Annotated in this window: 15 protein-coding genes; 5 read left to right on the top strand and 10 right to left on the bottom strand. The window is 68.2% G+C overall.

Going from position 1 to position 19,242, the window contains the following annotated elements:
• Positions 1-4: 4 nt before the first annotated feature.
• The 5 genes from ACYP33_RS01265 to ACYP33_RS01285 all read right to left on the bottom strand — a co-directional run bounded on the left by ACYP33_RS01265 (position 5) and on the right by ACYP33_RS01285 (position 5,433).
• Positions 5-844 (bottom strand): 3-ketoacyl-ACP reductase, encoded by an 840-nt coding sequence (locus tag ACYP33_RS01265; protein ID WP_459619205.1) that lies wholly within the window; start codon positions 842-844, stop codon positions 5-7.
• Positions 841-2,139, bottom strand: a complete 1,299-nt coding sequence (locus ACYP33_RS01270) for an MFS transporter (RefSeq protein WP_414447453.1) — start codon at positions 2,137-2,139, stop codon at positions 841-843. Before ACYP33_RS01270 ends, ACYP33_RS01265 begins: the two co-directional genes overlap by 4 nt.
• Before the next feature lie 72 nt (positions 2,140-2,211).
• Positions 2,212-3,042, bottom strand: a complete 831-nt coding sequence (locus ACYP33_RS01275; protein ID WP_459619207.1) for a shikimate dehydrogenase family protein — start codon at positions 3,040-3,042, stop codon at positions 2,212-2,214.
• Positions 3,043-3,067: 25 nt separating this feature from the next.
• On the bottom strand, positions 3,068-3,844 hold the full coding sequence (locus tag ACYP33_RS01280) for an enoyl-CoA hydratase/isomerase family protein (protein WP_459619209.1): 777 nt from the start codon (positions 3,842-3,844) through the stop codon (positions 3,068-3,070).
• 47 nt (positions 3,845-3,891) lie between these two features.
• A complete protein-coding gene (locus ACYP33_RS01285) occupies positions 3,892-5,433 on the bottom strand; it encodes an acyl CoA:acetate/3-ketoacid CoA transferase (RefSeq protein WP_459619211.1) in 1,542 nt (513 codons plus the stop codon).
• Positions 5,434-5,674: 241 nt separating this feature from the next.
• On the opposite strand from ACYP33_RS01285, the gene ACYP33_RS01290 reads away from it, so the two are divergent.
• On the top strand, positions 5,675-6,337 hold the full coding sequence (locus ACYP33_RS01290) for a TetR/AcrR family transcriptional regulator (RefSeq protein WP_459619213.1): 663 nt from the start codon (positions 5,675-5,677) through the stop codon (positions 6,335-6,337).
• 21 nt (positions 6,338-6,358) lie between these two features.
• On the opposite strand, the gene ACYP33_RS01295 is transcribed toward ACYP33_RS01290, so the two are convergent.
• The 5 genes from ACYP33_RS01295 to ACYP33_RS01315 form a co-directional block, all read right to left on the bottom strand.
• Complete coding sequence (locus ACYP33_RS01295; RefSeq protein WP_459619215.1) at positions 6,359-7,405, bottom strand: porin; 1,047 nt, start codon at positions 7,403-7,405, stop codon at positions 6,359-6,361.
• Between the two features lie 264 nt (positions 7,406-7,669).
• A complete protein-coding gene (locus ACYP33_RS01300; protein ID WP_414447447.1) occupies positions 7,670-10,210 on the bottom strand; it encodes a glucose/quinate/shikimate family membrane-bound PQQ-dependent dehydrogenase in 2,541 nt (846 codons plus the stop codon).
• 562 nt (positions 10,211-10,772) lie between these two features.
• On the bottom strand, positions 10,773-11,780 hold the full coding sequence (cydB, locus tag ACYP33_RS01305) for a cytochrome d ubiquinol oxidase subunit II (RefSeq protein WP_414447446.1): 1,008 nt from the start codon (positions 11,778-11,780) through the stop codon (positions 10,773-10,775).
• A 4-nt stretch (positions 11,781-11,784) separates the two neighbouring features.
• On the bottom strand, positions 11,785-13,191 hold the full coding sequence (locus ACYP33_RS01310; protein ID WP_414439355.1) for a cytochrome ubiquinol oxidase subunit I: 1,407 nt from the start codon (positions 13,189-13,191) through the stop codon (positions 11,785-11,787).
• Between the two features lie 325 nt (positions 13,192-13,516).
• On the bottom strand, positions 13,517-14,845 hold the full coding sequence (locus ACYP33_RS01315) for a chloride channel protein (RefSeq protein WP_459619218.1): 1,329 nt from the start codon (positions 14,843-14,845) through the stop codon (positions 13,517-13,519).
• A gap of 282 nt (positions 14,846-15,127) precedes the next feature.
• Between ACYP33_RS01315 and ACYP33_RS01320 the strand changes: the two genes are divergently transcribed.
• The 4 genes from ACYP33_RS01320 (at position 15,128) to ACYP33_RS01335 (ending at position 19,190) form a co-directional block, all read left to right on the top strand.
• Positions 15,128-15,838 (top strand): GntR family transcriptional regulator, encoded by a 711-nt coding sequence (locus ACYP33_RS01320; RefSeq protein WP_414439357.1) that lies wholly within the window; start codon positions 15,128-15,130, stop codon positions 15,836-15,838.
• A gap of 85 nt (positions 15,839-15,923) precedes the next feature.
• Positions 15,924-16,721, top strand: coding sequence for an SDR family oxidoreductase (locus ACYP33_RS01325; RefSeq protein ID WP_459619220.1), 798 nt, complete (start codon positions 15,924-15,926; stop codon positions 16,719-16,721).
• 48 nt (positions 16,722-16,769) lie between these two features.
• A complete protein-coding gene (locus ACYP33_RS01330) occupies positions 16,770-17,702 on the top strand; it encodes a beta-keto acid cleavage family enzyme (RefSeq protein ID WP_459619222.1) in 933 nt (310 codons plus the stop codon).
• Between the two features lie 186 nt (positions 17,703-17,888).
• The gene (locus tag ACYP33_RS01335) at positions 17,889-19,190 is read left to right on the top strand and encodes an MFS transporter (RefSeq protein ID WP_414447443.1); all 1,302 of its coding nucleotides are present in this window, start codon (positions 17,889-17,891) and stop codon (positions 19,188-19,190) included.
• The last annotated feature ends 52 nt before the right edge of the window (positions 19,191-19,242 follow it).

Below are 19,242 nucleotides of genomic sequence, written 5' to 3' on the forward strand. Positions count from 1 at the left end.
GGATTCAGAATTTTTGAACGAGAAGCCCGCCATCGACGCGAATCGCCTGGCCGGCGCTGTAAGGCAAGCCGCCGGTGGCGCAGGTGGCCACCACCCGCGCCACTTCATCCGGCGTGCCCCAGCGGCGGATCGCCGTGCCGCCGCCGTCGAGCAGCGTGTCGTAGCGCGCGCTCGACGGCGCCGTCATTTCCGTGGCGATCAGGCCGGGCTGGATTTCGTACACGGCCACGCCGTACTCGGCCAGGCGCAGCGAGAACAGCGTGGTCGCCATCGACAGCCCCGCCTTCGACACGCAGTACTCGCCGCGCGCCACCGACGCCGCCACGGCATTCGACGACGTGATCGTGACGATCGAACGGCCCGGGGGCGCGCTCGCTGCGCCGCTCTCCGCAGCCGCGGCAGCAGCAATACGCCGGCCGAACGCCTGCATCAGGAAGAACGTGCCGCGCGTATTGATGTCGGCGCAACGGTCGTAGCTGGCCGGCGTCACGTCGAGCAGATCGCCGCGCGACAGCACCGACACGCCGGCGTTGTTGACGAGGCAGTCGATCGGGCCGAGCTGCTGCTCGACGGCCGCGAGCAACGCGTCGTGCGCCTCGATGGCCGCGAGATCGGACACCCACGGCTCGCATCGCGCACCGGCGGCGCGAGCCGCCGCGCAGGTCGCATCGAGTTCGTCGGACGCCGCCGCATCGGTCGCCGCGATATCGAAACCCGCCCGGGCCAGCGCGAGCACCACGCTGCGGCCGATGCCGCGCCGCGCGCCCGTCACGACCGCCACCGGGCGCCGCGTCGCGGCAGCCGGGAGCGCGCCCGCACCGCCCATGTCGTGCGGCGCGCTCATGCGCCGACCGCCTGCGATTCGCCTGCCGTGGCGCGCGTGCGGGACGGCCGGATGAAGCGCATCAGCACCCACGTCACGACATAGGCCAGGCCGCAGATCGTGAACAGCACGTTGTAACCGCCGTTGATATTGCCGAGCAGCCGGAAGTGATCGAGCAAGGCGCCCACGAACAGCGGAAAGATCGATGCGCCGATCGCGCTGCCGAGGCCGCCGATGCCGGTAACGGATGCGACCTGCTCCTTCGGAAACATGTCGGAGGCCAGCGTGAACATGTTGGCGGACCAGCCCTGGTGAGCCGCGACCGACAGGCTCAACAGCCCGACCATCACCCACATGTTGTCGATCCATGGCGCGAACACCATCGGCACCACCAGCAGTGCCAGGCACAGCATGGTGAACGGCCGCGCCTTGCCGATCGGCCAGCCGCGCGCGATCAGCGTGGACGACAGCCAGCCGCCGGCAATGCTGCCGATCGACGTCGAGACATACACGATCACGAGCGGCAGGCCGAGATTGCGCAGGTCGAGATGAAAACGCTCGCTGAAATACGACGGCAGCCAGAACAGCAGGAACCACCAGATCGGATCGGTCAGCCCCTTGCCGATGAAGATCGTCCACGTTTCGCGCAGCCGGAACAGTTCGCCCCAACCCGCCTGCGGAGCCGGCTGGCCGGCGGCGGCACGATCGGCGCCGATCAGCGCCAGCTCGCGCGCGCCGACCTTCGGATGCGTGCCGGGCGACGCGTAGCGAAACTGCCAGAACGCCAGCCAGACGAAGCCGGTCAGGCCGGTGATCACGAACGCCGCCTGCCACCCGTAAGCCACCGCGAGCCACGGCACCAGCGCCGGGGCCGCGACCGCGCCGATGCTGGTGCCGGCCGTCACGATGCCCACCGCGAGCGCCTGCTCCCTGCGCGGAAACCACTCCGAGACCGCCTTGACCGCCGACGGAAAGCTGCCCGATTCGGACAGGCCGAGCAACGCGCGCACCCAGGCGAAGCCCACGGTGGTGGTGACCAGCGCATGCGCGCACGACGCGACGCTCCACACCAGCACGGACAAGCCATAACCGCGCTTGACGCCGATCCGGTCGATCAGCTTGCCGACCAGCAACATGCCGACGCCGTAGCTCATCGCGAACACCACCACCACGTGGCTGTATTGCGTCTCGCTCCAGTTGAAACGCAGCGCCAGGTCCGGCTTCAGAATCCCGAGCACCTGCCGGTCGAGATAATTGATCGTCATCGCCGCGAACAGCAGCAAGCAGATCTTCCATCGATAGCTGACTTCCTTCATTGCATGTCTCCTCTTGTCCTCTTGATATGTCCTGGTGTGAAACGTGTTCGGTCGCGCCGGCTTCGGGTGAACTCAGGCGGCCTCGCGCGCGATCAAGCCGAGCCAGTCGGCCATCGGCGCCACGGCCTGTTCGAGCAGGTGCCGCCCCGGATGCGTGCGCAGGCCGCGCGCCTCGGCGGCGGCGAGCAACGGCGTGCACGCGGGCTTCATGATCAGATCCGCGACGAGCGCGTCGGGCGCCGCGGCCGACAGGTCGATCGGCACGCCATCCCCGGCGCGCATGCCGACCGGCGAGGCGTTGATCACCAGCCGATGCGCCGCGTTGGCCGCCGGCTCGCCCACCGCGAACGCAACCTGCGGATAGCGCTCGGCCAGACGGCGCGCCAGCGCATCCGCCGCATCGCTTCGGATATCGAACAGATCGATCGCAGCCGCGCCGCGCTGGGCCAGCGCATCGGCCAGCGCAATGCCCGCGCCGCCCGCCGCGCCGACCAGCAGCGCGCGCGTCCCGGCGACCTCGTGGCGCTGCGCGGCGAGCCCGGCGACGAAGCCCTCTCCATCGAAGTTGTCGCCTTCCCAGCCGCCGTCGCCGGTCCGCCGGATGCAATTGATCGAGCCGATGGCGCGGGCGCGTGGCGTCAATTGCGCGACCCAGCGAGCGGCCTCGATCTTGTGCGGCACGGTTACCACCACGCCGGCCAGATTGCGGATCGCCCGCAGGCCGTCGAGCGCCACGCCGAGTTCGTCGGGATGGACATGCGCCGGCACCAGCACGGCATGAATGCCGTGCCGCGCGAAATGCGCGTTGAACAGTTGCGGCGACTGCACCTGTGAGACCGGGTCCGCGACGATGGCGACCCAGCGCGTGTCGCCGTCGATCGCGCCCGATGATTCGAATGACATGTCTGGCTCCTGTGGCGCGTGCCGCTCAATCGAACCGCGCCGCGCGCTTCTCGCGAAACGCGGCCACGCCTTCCACGGCGTCGGGGGTGGCCTTGCAGGCCGATGCCGCGAGTTCGTGCAGCACGTCCGCGCCGCCGTCCGCTTGCGCGCCCGCGCGCAGCACCCGCTTCGCCACCGATTGCGAGACCGGCGAGCGCGTGCGCAACGTGGCGCACACGGCCGCGACGCGCGCGTCGAGCTCGGCGTCCGGCACGGTGTCGTTGACGATGCCCCATTGCGCCGCCCGCGCGGCATCGATGCTCTCGCCGAGCAGCACCATCTCGCGCGCCCTGCCCACGCCTGCCAATGCCGCCAGGCGAGTGCCGCCGAGCCAGCCCGGGATCGCGCCCACGGCAGCCTCGGGAAAGCCGAACCGAGCCGAAACCGCCGCGTAACGCAAATCGCAGGCGAGCGCCAATTCGAGGCCGCCGCCGAGCGCACTGCCGTTCAACACCGCGATGCTCGGCACGTCGAGTTCAGCGATGCGCCGGAACACGCGGTTGCCGGCGCGGATGAAGCGGGTGCCCATCGCGGCGGGATCGATGTCGCCCCACTCGCGAATATCGGCGCCGGCGCAAAAGAACCGCTCGCTCGCGGAGCGCAACAGCAACGCACGCACCGGCTCGGTTTCGAGCGTCGCGAGCGCGCGGTCGATCGCATCGAGCATGCCGAGCGTCAACGCGTTGTGCTTGTGCACCCGGTTGAGCGTGATCGTCGCGATCCGATCGTCGTCGATCGTGAATCGGATGTCGTCATCTTGCATAGCAATCCTGATTAATAGGATGAAAACGAATCTTCGGTGAACCCGGATCAGGCAGGTTGAGCGGCACGCCTCACGCCCGCGCGCCCCTCGGGCGAGCGCAGCGCCGCATCCAGCAGCGGACGAAAACCCATGCGCGCCAGCACGTCGCGCTCCAGGTCCGCGCCATCGGCCAGTTCGATCAGGCGCACGCCGTCCGGGTCGAGCCGGAACACCGCGCGCTCGGTCACGTACAGCACCTCCTTGCCGTCCAGGCGCGCCTGCGTGCCGCTGAACGTCACGTGGCGCACCGTCTTGACCAGCTTCGGCACCGCGCCCGGCGCGAGGATTTCCAGCGCGCCGCCGGCACTGCGCCGCACGTCGAGCCCCTTGGCCTCGAACGCCCCGCAGAACACGATCTTGCGCGCGCCCTGCGTGATGTCCATGAAGCCGCCCGGGCCGACCACCGTGCTGCCGAGCATCGACACGTTGACGTTGCCGTCCTCGTCCATCTCGCCCATGCCGAGGAACGTCACATCGATGCCGCCGCCGCTGTAGAAGTCGAACTGATCGACCATCGGCACGATCGCATCGGCATTGCGGGCCGCGCCGAACATCGCCCCGTCGAGCATCGTGCCATTGTGGATGCCCTGTTCGACCGAACCCCAGTAGTCGTTGGCCCGCCCCTGCGCGGCCAGGATCGCCGGAATCGCCCCCGGAATGCCGAAACCGAAATTCACCGACTGGCCGTGACCCAGCTCGCGCGCCGCACGCTCGGCCACCATCAGGCGCAGGCCGTCGGGCATCTCGGGCGCGGGCAAGACATCGGTGCGCGCCTCGCCGCTGATCGACGGGTCGTAGTCGGCGATCGCGCATTGGCGTTGCGCCGCCACTTCCACCGTCATGTCCACCATCACGCCGGGCACCCGCACCAGCCGCGCCGGCACCGGCGCCACGTCGCGGCGCTTGACCTGGGCGATGACCTTGCCGCCCGAGTTGTGCGCCGCCAGGGCCACCGCGAAGATGTCGAGATCGGCGGGCTCGTGGCGCACCGTCAGGTTGCCGCGATCGTCCGCCGACGAGCCCATCACCAGCGCGAAATCGATCTTGAACGGACGGAAGCGCAGGTATTCCTCGCCGTCGATCTCGATCAGTTCGACCAGATCCTCGGTGGTCGCCGCGTTCATCTTGCCGCCGCCGATGCGCGGATCGACGAAGGTGCGCAAGCCCACCCGCGTGATGACGCCCGGCCGGCCGGCCCCGATCTCGCGGAACAGCGTGGCGATCACGCCGCCCGGAAAGCTGTAGCCCTCGATCAGGCCGGCTTCGGCGAGCCGCTGCATGTCCTTCGACCAGACCCAGTGGCCGCCGATCACGCGCTTCACCAGCCCTTCGTGCGCGAACCGGCCCAGGCCGCTGCCCTGCCCGTCGCCGAGGCCGAGCGCGTGCACGATCGTCAGGTCGCGCGGGCTGCCCGTTTCGCGGAACCGCCGCAGGATCGCCGAAAACAACGCGTCCGCTTCGAGCAGGCCGCCGCCCGAGCCGGTGATCGCGATCGTCGCGCCGTCATGAATCTGCGCGACGGCCGCCTCCCTGTCTGTCCATTTCGTCACGTCCGTATCTCTCCATTCGATTGACCGGTCAGATTAAATACCGAACCGGTTCGTTACTTGAGAGAAATGTTGGCATACGTAACGAAACGGTTCAAGCCGAATCGTGCGAACGCGGGTTTACGATGAGCGAGGCGGAATGCCGGGCATACCGGCGGCGGATAGGCGATGCAGGCCAGGCAGGCCAACCATGACGGTTTGCCTTCCAGCCCCGATAATGGAGGTTTTGCCGACACCCATCACCATGCCGACTTCCAAAGACTCGACGTCCCGGTCAGCGTCTGCCAAGCGCGCGCGCGACCCCGCGCAGACGCAGGCCCGCATCGTCGCGGCCGCGAAGGAGGAATTCTCGGAGGTCGGCCTCGGCGGCGCCCGCATCGATTCCATCGCGGAGAAGGCCGAGGTCAACAAGCGGATGATCTACGAGTATTTCGAGGGCAAGGAGAAGTTGTTCCAGGTGGTGCTCGAAGAGGCGTACACGCAGGTGCGTACCGCCGAGCGCAACCTCGGCCTCGATGATCTTCCCCCGGTCGAAGCGATCTGCAAGCTGATGCGCTTTACCTGGGAGCACTATCTGAAGCACCCCGAATTCATGTCGCTCGTGAACAGCGAGAACCTGCATCGCGCGCGGCATGTGAAGCAGTCCGCCTTGTTCGCGGAACTGCACGTGGGCTTTCTCGACATGGTGCAGCGCATTCTCGATCGCGGCGTCGCCAGCGGCGAGTTCCGCGCCGGCGTGGATGCGCGCCAGCTCTACCTGACGATCGCCTCGGTGGGCTACTACTACCTGACCAATCGCTACACGCTCGAAGTGATCTACGGCGTGGAATTCACCTCGCCGGACGCGCTGCAGGCGCGTATCAATTTCAATATCGACACGCTGATGCGCATTCTTCGGCCGGATTGAACCGGCAGGCCGCCCGCCCCGTCAGAAGCGCTGGATCATCCCCACCTGCACGCCCTTGACCGTCGCGCCCGGATACGCGGGCGTCAGCCCCGTCACGTTCACGCCGCGCAGCGTGAACGTGCCCGTGCCGCGATTGCGCAGCCAGCCCGCGCTGGCATACAGCAGCACGCGCGGCGACAGATCGTATTCGGTCATCGCGCTGAACTGGTCGGCGTCGTTGCCCTTGCCCGACCGGTCGCGCAGGTACGCATAGCCGAGCGCCGCCCGCCAGCGCGACGACACCGCATAGCGCACCGACACGGCCGCGCCGTCGTCGTGATAGCGCGGCGTGCCGCCGTCGCCGTTGAACATCGAGACGAAGCCGGTCAGCTTGCCGACCGTGTACGACACGCCGCCCATGTTCGAACGCAGCGCGCCCGAATCGTTGGTCTGCTGATGCGCGAACGCGATCCGGAACGGGCCCTGCCGGTACGCGAACGTCGCGATCGTGCCGCCCAGCCCGTTCGCGCCGCCGGCCGACGGGTCGCGCATCGACACCATCACGGTGCTCGTGAAGCCGTGAAAATCGGGCGATAGATACGTGATCGCATTGCTCTCGTACGGGGTGATCTTCGAGAGGTTGTTGAGGCCCGACGCGATGGTGCCCGCGCCGAACGCATCGATCTGCCCTTTGAACGGAATGTAGATCGGCGAATACTGCCGCCCCACGCGCAACTCCCCCCAGCGTGAGCCCACACCTACCCAGGCCTGCCGGTTGAACAGCGTGCCGGCGGTGGACAACGTGCCGTCGTTGGAGCCGAAGCCGCTCTCGATATCGAACAGGATGCGCACGCCGCCGCCGATCGGCTCCGCGCCGCGCAGGCCGATGCGCGAGCCGCGATACGCGCCGGAATCGAGCCGCGGCACCCAGCCCGAGCCGGGGTTGGTCACTTCGATGCTGGTGTCGATCACGCCGTAGAGCGTGACCGAGCCTTGCGCGAGAGCATGCATCGCGGGCACGCACAGCGCCGCGAACGCCAGCACGCGCACGCGGAAACGAGTCGAACGGCCGGACGGGGTGGCGCGCATGCTTGCGCGCGCAACGAAATCGTGACGCATGAACGAGAGGAACGGTCGTTTCGCCGGAACGCGTATCCGCGATCGACGGCGGCTCGCCCGCATGGGCGTCGAGCCGTCATCGGCCGTGGATACGCGGCCAGGTCGAACATGAAATGGAATGGAAAACCGCTGCGCCGGAAGCGAAACCGCCGGCGGGAAACCGGCCCGAAGGCCGCCTCCCGCCGGCGTCGATTCCAGCGCGGCGCACCCGAATGGCGTGCGCCGCATGCCGGGTTACTTGCTGTCCGGCAGCGCGTAGGCGATCACGTAATCGCCGAGCTTGGTGCCGAACGAGCCATGGCCGCCCGCCGCGATCACGACGTACTGCTTGCCGTTGACCTCGTAGGTCATCGGCGTGGCCTGGCCACCGGCCGGCAGGCGCTGTTCCCACAGCAGCTTGCCGTTGTTGGTGTCGTAGCCGCGGATGTAGTTGTCCGCGGTGGCGCCGATGAAGAACACGCCGCCGGCCGTGGTGGCCGGGCCGCCAAGCATCGGCATGCCCATGCGGAACGGCAGCGGAACCGGCGAGCTGTCACGCACGGTGCCGATACGGCGCTTCCAGACGATCTGGTTGGTCTTCAGGTCGATCGCCGACACGTAACCCCAGGCCGGCTGCTTGCACGGCAGGCCGAGCGGCGAGAGGAACGGGTTCAGCGTCACGCCGAACGGCACGCCGTATTGCGGCTGGATGCCCGATTCGGTGCCGCTGCCCTTGGCGCCGGCTTCCGGCTCCATCGGGTTGCCCGGCCCGCGCGGGATCAGCTTCGAGACGAACGGCAGCGCGATCGGGTTGGCGATGGCGATCTGGCGATCGGTATCGACGGCAATGCCGCCCCACTCGAACATCCCGAGGTTGCCCGGGAACACCAGCGTGCCCTGCTCCGACGGCGGCGTGAACGTGCCTTCGTAGCGCAGGCGATGGAACATCACGCGGCACACGAGCTGGTCGAACATCGTCGCGCCCCACATGTCGGCGTCGGTCAGCTTCTGCTTCGGACGGAACGTCAGGTCCGAGAACGGCTGCGTGGCCGATACGTGGTCGCCGGTCGCGGCGCCCTGCGGCACCGGCAGCTCCGGCGCCGGCACCACGGTCGCGCCGGTACGGCGGTCGAGCACGAAGATGTTGCCGGTCTTGGCCGGGGCGTACACCACCGGCACCTTGTTGCCGCTCTTGTCGGTGATGTCGGCCAGCGTCGGCTGGGCCGGCTGGTCCATGTCCCACAGATCGTGGTGCGCGGTCTGGTAGAACCAGGCCAGCTTGCCGGTCGATGCGTGCAGCGCCAGCAGGCCGCTCGCATAACGTTCCTGCTCCGGCGTGCGGTGGCCGCCCCAGATGTCCGGGGTGGTCACGCCCATCGGCAGGTAGACGATGTCGAGCTTGGCGTCGTAGGCGGCCGGCGCCCACGAGTTCGGCGAGTTCCAGGTGTAGTGCTCGCCCGGGCCGGGGATGTGGTTCGGGTCCTTCGCGCCCGGATCGAACGCCCACAGCAGCTTGCCGGTGCGCGTGTCGAAACCGCGGATCACGCCGGACGGCTCGCGCGTCGAGAAGTTGTCCTCGACCGAGCCGGCCACCACGATCACCTTGTCGGTGACGATCGGCGGCGAGGTCGGCTCGTACATGCCCGGCGTGGTGACCGGTTGCAGATGCTGCAGGTCGAGATCGCCGTTGCTGCCGAACTCGGCGCAGCGCTGGCCCGTCTGCGCGTCGAGCGCATACAGGTGGCCGTCGTTGACCGGCAGGTAGATGCGGCGCGTGCAGGCGCCCGGCGAGGTGTCGACGGCGGCGGTGGCCGGGGCCGACGGTGCGGCCGGCGCGCTCGCGGCGGCATCGGTGGCGCTGGCGGCGCTGCCCGATGCGGCGGCCGTGTCGGCAACCGAAGCAGCCGATGCGCCCGAAGCGGCGGCAGCGGACGCATCAGGCGTCACGCTGGCCGCGGCCTGCGATTGCGCGTCGGCCGAGAAGTCGTGATACGACACGCCGCGGCAGGTCACGTGCTGGAACGACGGATCGTTCTTCAGGCGCGGATCGAACTTCCACGCCAGCTTGCCGGTGGCCGCGTCGAGCGCGAACAGGATCTGGTGCGGCGAGCACAGGTACAGCAGGTTGCCGATCTTGAGCGGCGTGACCTCGTTGGTGATCTCGCCCGGATCGTTCGGGCCTTTCTTGTCGCCGGTGCGGAACGTCCACGCCACTTGCAGATTTTTCACGTTCTCGGGCGTGATCTGCTTGAGCGGCGAATAGCGCGTGCCTTCCTGGGTGCGGCCATAGGCCGGCCAGTCGGCGTCGGCGATACCGGGGATCGGCGAGGTTTGCGCGGGCGTCTCGGCCGCGAGCGTGCCGTTCAGTTCCTGCGGATCGTTGAAGTTCGCATAGACCAGCACGCCGGCCCAGATCAGCAGCGACACCGTCAGCGCCCAGCCGTTCGCGGCGCGCGCGCCGTTCAGCTTGCGCGTGACCAGCACCAGCAGCCAGACGCCGAACACCACCAGCACGCCTGAGCGCGGCGCGAGCGCCCAGAAATCGAAGCCGGATTCGCCGACCGACCAGATCGCGGTGCCGACCAGCAGCAGCGCATACAGCGTCAGCGCCACGGCGCGGCGGCCGCGAATCAGCCAGGCGAACACCAGCAGCACGATGCCGGCGACGATGTAATACACGGAGCCGCCGATCGCAGCGAGCCAGGCGCCCCCGACCAGCAGGTAAAGCCCTGCCAGCAAGGCGAACAGCCATGTCAGGCCGCCGATGACACCGAGCGACGAGGATTGTTTTGTCATGATCCCAACCTTTTGTTTGAGACGGTTTATCAACAGATCTGCGCGTGCGAGCACGCAGGTCATCCTCCATCGTTGTTTTTTGTTATGGCGACTACGGCAACGCGAAACGGCAAGCCCTACCGCCAGCGCGCTGCGCGCATGCGGTACGGCGGAATCTGGGAACACACCACGAAGCGTGCGACGCGTCCGGCCGCGCGAGAAGAAAATCGCTGCGACGACGGCGCGTGCATCATGTCGGCGGCAGCCCAGCCCCTCGCGTGCGTGAAGCAACGCAAGGCCCGGCTACCCGAAGAAACGCCCACCCGGTTTGCCTGATTGTCATGTCCTTCCCGTCACGTGAATGCCTGGCATACACATCGAATACGGAGACGCCGCGCGCATGAAGCGCGAGCCGTCAACGCATGAAAGACTTCTGAAACATTCGGCTCATATCGTTTAGGGTCGCAAATATAACGGGTTTTCCCGCAATCTGCACGTTCGCGGGGCCGGGGGTGCGCACCTTGCGGCGTCGAAACCGGCCTCGGCTTCGCGCCGTTCGGCTCACCGCAAAACCCGTTCCCGCTCAGTGATAACCGGCGTCGCCCTCTCGTACCTTGCCGTGGAAAACGCGGTACTGCATGAAGTTGTAGACGAGGATGATCGGCAGCACGATCACCGTGCCGACCAGGATGAACCACTGGCTTTCGGGCGGCGACGAGGCATCCCAGATCGACAGCGACGGCGGCACGAGATTCGGCCACATGCTGATCACCAGCCCGCTGTAGCCGAGAAACAGAATGGCGAGCGTCAGCACGAACGGCTGCACGTCGCGGCGCCGGTTCACGGCGCGGAGGATGCCGAAGGCGCAGGCCAGCACCAGGATCGGCACCGGCGAGAACACGATCAGATGGCTGCCGCCGAACCAGCGCTCGGACACGGCCGGCAGCCCGATCACGGTCCATGCGCTGACCAGGAAGATCGCGCCGAGCAGCAGCAGGCACAGCGGCTTCATCAGGAAATAGGCCTTCGCCTGCAGCGCGCCCTCGGTCTTCCAGATGATCCAGCCGCAACCGAGCGTGGCATAGGTGATCAGCAGGCAGAAGCCGCAGAACACGCTGAACGGCGACAGCCAGCCGAACGGATCGCCGGCGAAGGTGCCGTCGACGATCGTCGTGCCTTGCAGCAGCGAGCCGAGCACCACGCCCTGGCAGAAGGTGGCGAGCATCGAGCCGCCGATGAACGCGAGATCCCAGAGGTTCTGCGTGCGCGTGGCCTTGGCGCGCAACTCGAACGCCGCGCCGCGGAAGATCAGCCCGATCACCATCAGGATCAGCGGCAGGTAGTTGGCCGGCAGCAGCGTGGCGTACGCCACCGGGAACGCGCCGTACAGCACCGCGCCGCCGAGCACCAGGAAGGTTTCGTTGCCGTCCCACACCGGCGCGACGGTATTGAGCATGACGTGCCGTTCGCGCTCGGCGTCGAAGAACGGAAACAGCAGGCCGATGCCGAGGTCGAAACCGTCGAGCATCACGTAGAGAAACACGCCGAGCCCGACGATGAAGGCCCACAGCACGGGAAGATCGAGAACCATCGCGTCACTCCTGGTCGATCGCGTCGCCGGGCCGCGACAGCGCCCGATTGTGCAGCCCCGGATGGGCTGTCTGCCTGTCGTCCGCATGGCCGTGGCCCGACGATGGCCCCTTGCGCATCAGCTTCAGCATGTAATACACGCCGGTGCCGAACACCAGGAAATAGACGATCACGAACAGCAGCAGCGTGACGCCCACCTGCTGGCCGGTCAGCGGCGACACGGAATGCTCGGTGCGCAGCACGCCATACACGGTCCACGGCTGGCGGCCCACCTCGGTGGTGATCCATCCGGCCAGCAGCGCGACGATGCCCGACGGCCCCATCCACACCATGAAGCGCTGGAACAGCCGCGATTCGTAGAGCCGCGCGCCGCGCCGCAGCCAGCAGCCGAGCAGCACCGCGAACAGCATCAGGAAGCCGAGCCCGGCCATCACGCGGAACGTCCAGAACACGATCGGCGAATACGGGCGATCTTCGCGCGGAAAGGTCTTGAGGCCGCGTATTTCGCCATCCCAGCTATGCGTGAGGATCAGGCTGCCCAGATGCGGCACCTGGATCGCGTAGCGCGTGACCTCGGCGTCCATGTCGGGCAGCCCGAACAGGTTCAGTGCGGTGCCGCCGTGCTCGGTTTCCCAGATGCCCTCGATCGCGGCGATCTTGGCCGGCTGGTATTCGCGCGTGTTCAGGCCGTGCGCGTCGCCGATCAGGATCTGCAGCGGCACGAGCGGCAGCAGCAGCCACAGCGCCATCGAAAAGCTGCGCGTGACCGCCGCGTCGCGCCGCCCCTTCAGCAGATGCCACGCACCGCAGGCCGCCACCAGGAAGCCGGCCACGATGAACGCGGCCACCGTCATGTGCAGCAATCGATAGGGAAACGAAGGATTGAAGATGATCTTCCACCAGTCCACCGGCACCAGCCGGCCGTTCTCGATGCCGAAGCCCTGCGGGGTCTGCATGAAGCTGTTCGAGGCGAGAATCCAGAACGTGGAGATCAGCGTGCCGAGCGCGACCATCAGGGTGGCGAAATAATGCGCGCGCGGGCTCACGCGCTGCCAGCCGAACAGCATCACGCCGAGAAAACCGGCTTCCAGGAAGAACGCCGTCAGCACTTCGTAGGTCAGCAGCGGGCCGGTGACGTTGCCGGCGATGCGCGAGAAGCCGCCCCAGTTGGTGCCAATCTCGTAGGCCATCACCACGCCCGAGATCACGCCCATGCCGAAGCCCACCGCGAAGATCTTCGACCAGAACAGGAACATGTCCTTGTAGGACGAATCGCCGGTTTTCAGCCACATGCCTTCGAGCACCGCGAGGAAGCTGGCCATGCCGATGCTGATCGCCGGAAACACGATGTGAAACGACACCGTGAACGCGAATTGCAGACGCGCCAGATGCAATGCGTCGAAGATCTCCATGCGGCCTCTCCCTGCGCCGGCACCCGGGACGGGCGCAGGCTGCATGCCGTGCTGTCTGCGATCGTGGCGGCGGTAGCGCCCGCTGAATCCGGGATGCCCGCCGCGATGGTTGCCCGTGCATCGAATCGGCCGTTATCAAGCAGCGCGAAACAATCGGGTCCGTTGAAACGCGCCATCCGCTTCGCAGCGGGCGGCGCGGCCTCAACAATAAACCATCCTCGGGAAAGGTAAAAGGCGCTTGGAGGAGCGAGCCACCATCATGGAGCGGCGGGCAGCCTTCGTGCCTGTAAGGAAAATCGACAGGGCGCGCGCCCTGCCCGCCGCATCACGCCTTGGCGCGCGATGACACCAGCCGGTACGCGGCGATCGAGCCGCCCACCGCGATCAGCACGGGGATCAGGAAATCGTGGCCGACGCGCGTGAATTCCACCATCAGCACGATGGCCGTCAGCGGCATCTGCATCGAGGCGGCCAGGAACGCGGCCGCGCCGACGATCGCGAACGCGCCGGTGTCCGCGCCCGGCCAGACCAGGCTCCACACGCCGCCCAGCACGATCGCCAGCAGCGCGCCGTTGGCGAGGCCCGGCGTCAGCAGCCCGCCTTCCGCCCCGGCGCGCAGGCTGCCCCATTCGATCGCCACCTTCAGCACCAGCAGCGTGGCGGCCGTGCCGATCGTCAGCGCGCTGTCGAAGCCGAGCGCGGCCGGCCCCTTGCCGTTGCCGAGCAGCGCCGGCAAGGCGATCGACAGGCCGCCGATGATCGCGAAATTGAGTACCGACAGCACCGGCAGCCGCCAGTCGCGCGGCGCGGCGGCACGCGCGGCCGTGGTCAGGCGCGTGAAGCCGTAGGCGGCCACGCCGAACACCGGCCCGCACACGGCGGACCACACCACCAGCGAGGCATCGATGGCGAGCGGCCCGACCGTGTATTGATGTTCGTTCCCGAGGCCGATCCAGGCCACCACGGCGGCGATCGCCGAGCTGGCCAGCGCCGGCACGGCGGCCGACCAGCCGAAGCTGCCGAGCAGCACTTCCATCACGAACACCGCGCCGCCGAGCGGCACGTTGTAGACGGCGGCCAGCCCGGCGCCCGCGCCGCAGGCCACCATCAGCCGCTGATCGCCGGCCGACAGCCCGGCGCGATGCGCGATCCAGCCGGCCCACAGCGAACCGATCTCGCGCGGCGCCACCTCGCGGCCAAGCGGCGAACCGAGCGCCACCGTCACGATCTGCAGCAGCGCATGCACGGTCGTGCTGACGATCGGCATGCGCGGGTCGGCGGCCTTCACCGCGCGCTTGATGCTGACGAGCGGCTTGCCCCAGCGATACAGCGCCCACCAGCCGAACCCGGCCACCAGGCCGCAGCCGGTCAGCACCAGCACGCGGCGCAGCGGCGAGGCCTGCGACACGCCCTGCAGGAAGCTCTCGTTGCTGATCACGTGGGCAACGCTGTAGCCATAGGCCAGATGCTGGATCGCATGCAGCAGCAACGCCAGCAGCATGCCGCCGAGGCCCGCGCCCACGCCGGTCAGCACCGTGACCAGCGCGAGGCGCACCAGCGGGCGGCTCGCGGTTCGCGGCGCCTCGGCGACGGGCGCGGCCGAAGCGGCGGACGGACGGGACGAGGCGGCGGGACGGGCAGCGGGAGAGGACATGGTTCGGTGATCGAAGAAAGGGCGAAGGCCGGCGGTTGAACCGCAACATAAACGCGGGCGCACGCGCCCGCAATGATCGACATGCTAGACACCGCCCCTTCATGAAACAAATGGATTTTTCTACTCGATTCATTTGTTCGATGCATATCTCGAAAAGCGCCCGCGTCAGAACGCCCGACCCCGCGTTTTCCCTGAGCAGGCCAATCTTGACGCCGACACGCGAATCGACAACACTGCACATCGACACAGTGTGATCACAGATCAAACCCGGAGAGTCCCGCCTTGGCCCCTCGTATCGCCCCGCCCGCCCTGCAAGCCGTCGAATCGGAAACGATGGCCGATCAGGTCTATCTGCAACTGCGCGAAGCGCTGATGAGCGGCCGGTTCGCGCCGGGCCAGGCCCTGAGCCTGCGCGGCGTGGCCGAGGCGGTGGGCTCGTCCACCATGCCGGTGCGCGCGGCGCTCACTCGCCTGCGCGCCGAACGCGCGCTGGTGGACGGCCCGAACCGCGCGATGGTGGTGCCGCCGATGACGGTCGAGATGCTCGAAGAGTTGCGCGACGTGCGGATCGCGCTCGAAGGCTGCGTGGCGGCGCGCGCCACCGCGCGCATGAGCGATGCCGAAATCGAGGAAGTGCGCGCGCTTTGCGAGGTCATGCACGGGCACGCCGAGGCCGGCGACACGCGCGAATACCTGCGCGGCAACTTCGCGTTCCACCGCGCGATCTACCGGCACGGCGCGAGCGAAAGCACGCTGGCCATCGTCGAGAACCTCTGGATGCGGATCGGCCCGTTCCTGAACATGGTGGCGCCCGACATCCCCCACATGCGCCGCTCGATGGTGGCGCACCGCGCGATCGTCGATGCGCTGGCCCGCCGCGACAGCGCCGGCGCGCGCGCCGGCATCGCGCTCGACATCGATGGCGCCGCACACGACCTCACCGCCACGCTGAACACCGCGCAGGCCACCCGACTCAAGCCCGTGCGCGCCTGACGGCGCACCGGCAACGCGGCATCGGCGGCACCCGCCGCCGCGGTCGCGACAACCCTCAGTAGAACGAAACAGGAGACCTAACGGCATGGCCATTCTCGATCTGCTCAAACCCTATTCCGGCCTGCGCGTGCTCGTCACGGGCGGCGCCGCCGGCATCGGCCTCACGATCGCCGACGCGTTCGCGGAATGCGGCGCGCGCGTGCATGTGTGCGACGCCTCCGAGGCCGCGATCGCCGCGCTGAACGACCGCCCCGGCAAGCCCGCGATCGGCGCGACGCTGGCCGACGTGGCCGACCCGGCCGCCATCGACCGCGTGTTCGCCGACGTGCGCGCCACGCTCGGCGGCCTCGACGTGCTCGTCAACAATGCCGGCATCGCCGGCCCCACCGGCGGCATCGACGAGATCGATCCGGGCGACTGGGAACGCACCATGTCGATCAACCTCGACGCGCAATACCGCTTCGCGCGCCAGGCCGTGCCGATGCTGCGCGATTCCACGCACGGCGGCTCGATCATCGCGCTGTCATCGGTGGCGGGCCGGCTCGGCTATGCGTTCCGCACGCCCTACGCGGCCACCAAGTGGGCGATCGTCGGCCTCGTCAAGAGCCTCGCGATCGAACTGGGGCCGGCCGGCATCCGCGTCAACGCGATTCAACCCGGCATCGTGCGCGGCCCGCGCATGACCGCCGTGATCGACGCGCGCGCCAAGCAGCTCGGCCTCGGCTACGACGAGATGGAAACGCGCTACCTCGAAAAGATCTCGCTGCGCCGCATGACCGACCCCGACGAGATCGCCGCCACCGCGCTGTTCCTCTGCTCGCCCGGCGGCCACGGCATTTCGGGGCAGGCGCTGTCGGTGTGCGGCAACGTCGAAGTGCTGTAAGCGCGCGCCCCAACGATCCGATCCACGAACCTCACGAGAATTCCTGCCATGGCCAAAGCCCGCAAGGTCATCATCACCTGCGCCCCGACCGGCGCGATCCACACGCCGTCGATGTCGCCGTACCTGCCCGTCACGCCGCGCGAAATCGAGGACGCCGCGGTGGCCGCCGCCGAAGCCGGCGCCGCGATCCTGCACCTGCACGCGCGCAACCCGTCCGACGGCAAGCCCACCCAGGACCCGGCCGTGTTCGCCGAATTCCTGCCGAACATCAAGGCGCGCTGCGACGCCGTCATCAACCTGACCTCGGGCGGCAGCCCGCACATGACGATCGCCGAGCGCCTGCGCCCCGCGCATCACTTCCAGCCGGAAGTGGCCTCGCTGAACATGGGCTCGATGAATTTCGGCCTGTATCCGATGCTCGACCGCTTTCCCGACCTCAAGCACCCGTGGGAGCACGAGCACCTCGCGAACAGCCGCGACCTGGTGTTCAAGAACACCTTTGCCGACATCGAAACCATCCTGACGAGCTGCGGCGCGAACGGCACGCGTTTCGAATTCGAGTGCTACGACATCTCGCATCTGTACAACCTCGCGCACTTCGTCGATCGCGGCCTCGCCAAGCCGCCGTTCTTCGTGCAAAGCGTGTTCGGCCTGCTCGGCGGGATCGGCGCGCACCCCGAGGACCTGATGCACATGCGCCGCACGGCGGACCGCCTGTTCGGTTCGGATTACGAATGGTCGATCCTCGGCGCGGGCCGCAACCAGATCCCGCTCGCGACGATCGGCGCGGCGCAGGGCGCGAACGTGCGCGTGGGGCTGGAGGATTCGCTGTGGATCGGCCCCGGCAAGCTTGCCGAATCGAGCGCGGCGCAGGTCACGAAGATCCGCCAGGTGCTGGAAGGGCTGTCGCTGGAAATCGCAACGCCGGCCGAGGCGCGCGCCATGCTCGGCCTGAAGGGCGGCGACGCCGTGAACTTCTGACGCGCGGCGGCCCGGGCCCTGAGCGCTGGCCGCCCGGCCGCCCGGCCGCCCCGTTCGCCAGCCCGCGCTCGCCGAGCGCACCCCACCGATAAACGCGCGACCGGCACGCCCGCGCAGGCCCTTGACCGTGAACCCGCACGCCGGGCTGGCCCCGTGTGCCGGATCGTTGCAGATGGAGACCTTTCGATGTCAACGCACACCGCTTCCCTGTCCGCCGTCGAAGGCGACGCCCGCGCGTCGCTGAACCGGCTGCTGTTCCGCAAGCTGATGCCGATCCTGATCGTCGCCTACGTCATCAGCTTCCTCGACCGCACCAATATCGCCTTCGCGAAGCACGCGATGGGCGTCGACCTCGGCATTTCGTCGGCGGCCTACGGCCTCGGCGCCGGCCTGTTCTTCCTGACCTACGCCGCGCTCGAAATCCCCAGCAACCTCGTGCTGCACCGCGTGGGCGCGCGCTTCTGGATCACCCGCATCATGATCACCTGGGGCCTGCTGTCGGTCGCGATGGCGTTCGTGCAGGGCGAAACCTCGTTCTACGTGATGCGCCTGCTGCTCGGCGCGGCCGAAGCGGGCCTGTTTCCCGGCGTGATGCTCTACCTGACCTACTGGTTCGGCCGCGAGGAACGCGCACGCGCCACCGGTTATTTCCTGCTGGGCGTGTGCGTGGCGAACATCGTCGGCGGGCCGCTGGCCGGCGCGCTGATCGAACTCGACGGCGCGCTCGGCCTGCACGGCTGGCAATGGCTGTTCGCCATCGAGGGCATTCCGGCGATCCTGATGGCCTTCGTGGTGTGGCGCAAGCTGCCGGACCGGCCCAGCACCGCCACGTGGCTGCCGCCTGAAACGGGCCGCGCGCTCGAACGCTCGCTGCTCGCCGAGCAGCAGGCCGGCAGCGCCGCGCAAGGCGGCCATTCGTTCGGCCTGGCGGTGCGCGATCCGCAGATCTGGCTGGCAATCTTCGTCTACTTCTGCCACCAGTTGACGATCTACACGATGATCTTCTTCCTGCCCGGCATGATCTCCGCCTCGGGCAAATTCTCGCCGTTCGCGGTGGGCCTGCTCAGTGCAATGCCGTGGGTCGCCGCCGCGCTCGGCGCCGCGACGCTGCCGCGTCTCGCCCGCGATTCGAAGCGCTCGCGCACGCTGCTGTGCACCGGGCTGGTGGTGATGGCGCTGGGCCTGGTGTGCGCTGCCTATGCGAGCCCGGCGCTCGGCCTGCTGTGCGTGTGCGTAGCCGCCGCGATGTTCTTCGTGGTGCAGGCGATCATCTTCACGTTCCCGGCCTCGCGGCTGTCGGGCAGCGCGCTGGCCGGCGGCCTCGGGCTCGTCAACACCTGCGGCCTGCTCGGCGGCTTCGTCGGCCCCACCGTGGTGGGCGCGATCGAACAGGCCACCGGCAACGCCAAGAACGGCCTGACGCTGCTGGCCGTGGCGCTGGCGATCGCGGCCGTCGTAGCGCTGCGCCTGAAGCACGGCAACGAGTAACGCCGACGGGCGGGCCGAGGCCCGCCCATCTCCACTCGGCGCAACCGCTGCT

This window comes from Burkholderia sp. 3C, assembly GCF_054589155.1.

Bases quoted from the DNA above. Each gene is read 5' to 3' on its own strand.
- ACYP33_RS01335 (WP_414447443.1), top strand. From the start codon at position 17,889: ATGTCAACGCACACCGCTTCCCTGTCCGCCGTCGAAGGCGACGCCCGC.
- ACYP33_RS01275 (WP_459619207.1), bottom strand. From the start codon at position 3,042: ATGTCATTCGAATCATCGGGCGCGATCGACGGCGACACGCGCTGGGTC.
- ACYP33_RS01300 (WP_414447447.1), bottom strand. From the start codon at position 10,210: ATGACAAAACAATCCTCGTCGCTCGGTGTCATCGGCGGCCTGACATGG.
- ACYP33_RS01295 (WP_459619215.1), bottom strand. From the start codon at position 7,405: ATGCGCGCCACCCCGTCCGGCCGTTCGACTCGTTTCCGCGTGCGCGTG.
- cydB (WP_414447446.1), bottom strand. From the start codon at position 11,780: ATGGTTCTCGATCTTCCCGTGCTGTGGGCCTTCATCGTCGGGCTCGGC.
- ACYP33_RS01270 (WP_414447453.1), bottom strand. From the start codon at position 2,139: ATGAAGGAAGTCAGCTATCGATGGAAGATCTGCTTGCTGCTGTTCGCG.
- ACYP33_RS01265 (WP_459619205.1), bottom strand. From the start codon at position 844: ATGAGCGCGCCGCACGACATGGGCGGTGCGGGCGCGCTCCCGGCTGCC.
- ACYP33_RS01290 (WP_459619213.1), top strand. From the start codon at position 5,675: ATGCCGACTTCCAAAGACTCGACGTCCCGGTCAGCGTCTGCCAAGCGC.
- ACYP33_RS01315 (WP_459619218.1), bottom strand. From the start codon at position 14,845: ATGTCCTCTCCCGCTGCCCGTCCCGCCGCCTCGTCCCGTCCGTCCGCC.
- ACYP33_RS01325 (WP_459619220.1), top strand. From the start codon at position 15,924: ATGGCCATTCTCGATCTGCTCAAACCCTATTCCGGCCTGCGCGTGCTC.
- ACYP33_RS01280 (WP_459619209.1), bottom strand. From the start codon at position 3,844: ATGCAAGATGACGACATCCGATTCACGATCGACGACGATCGGATCGCG.
- ACYP33_RS01330 (WP_459619222.1), top strand. From the start codon at position 16,770: ATGGCCAAAGCCCGCAAGGTCATCATCACCTGCGCCCCGACCGGCGCG.
- ACYP33_RS01310 (WP_414439355.1), bottom strand. From the start codon at position 13,191: ATGGAGATCTTCGACGCATTGCATCTGGCGCGTCTGCAATTCGCGTTC.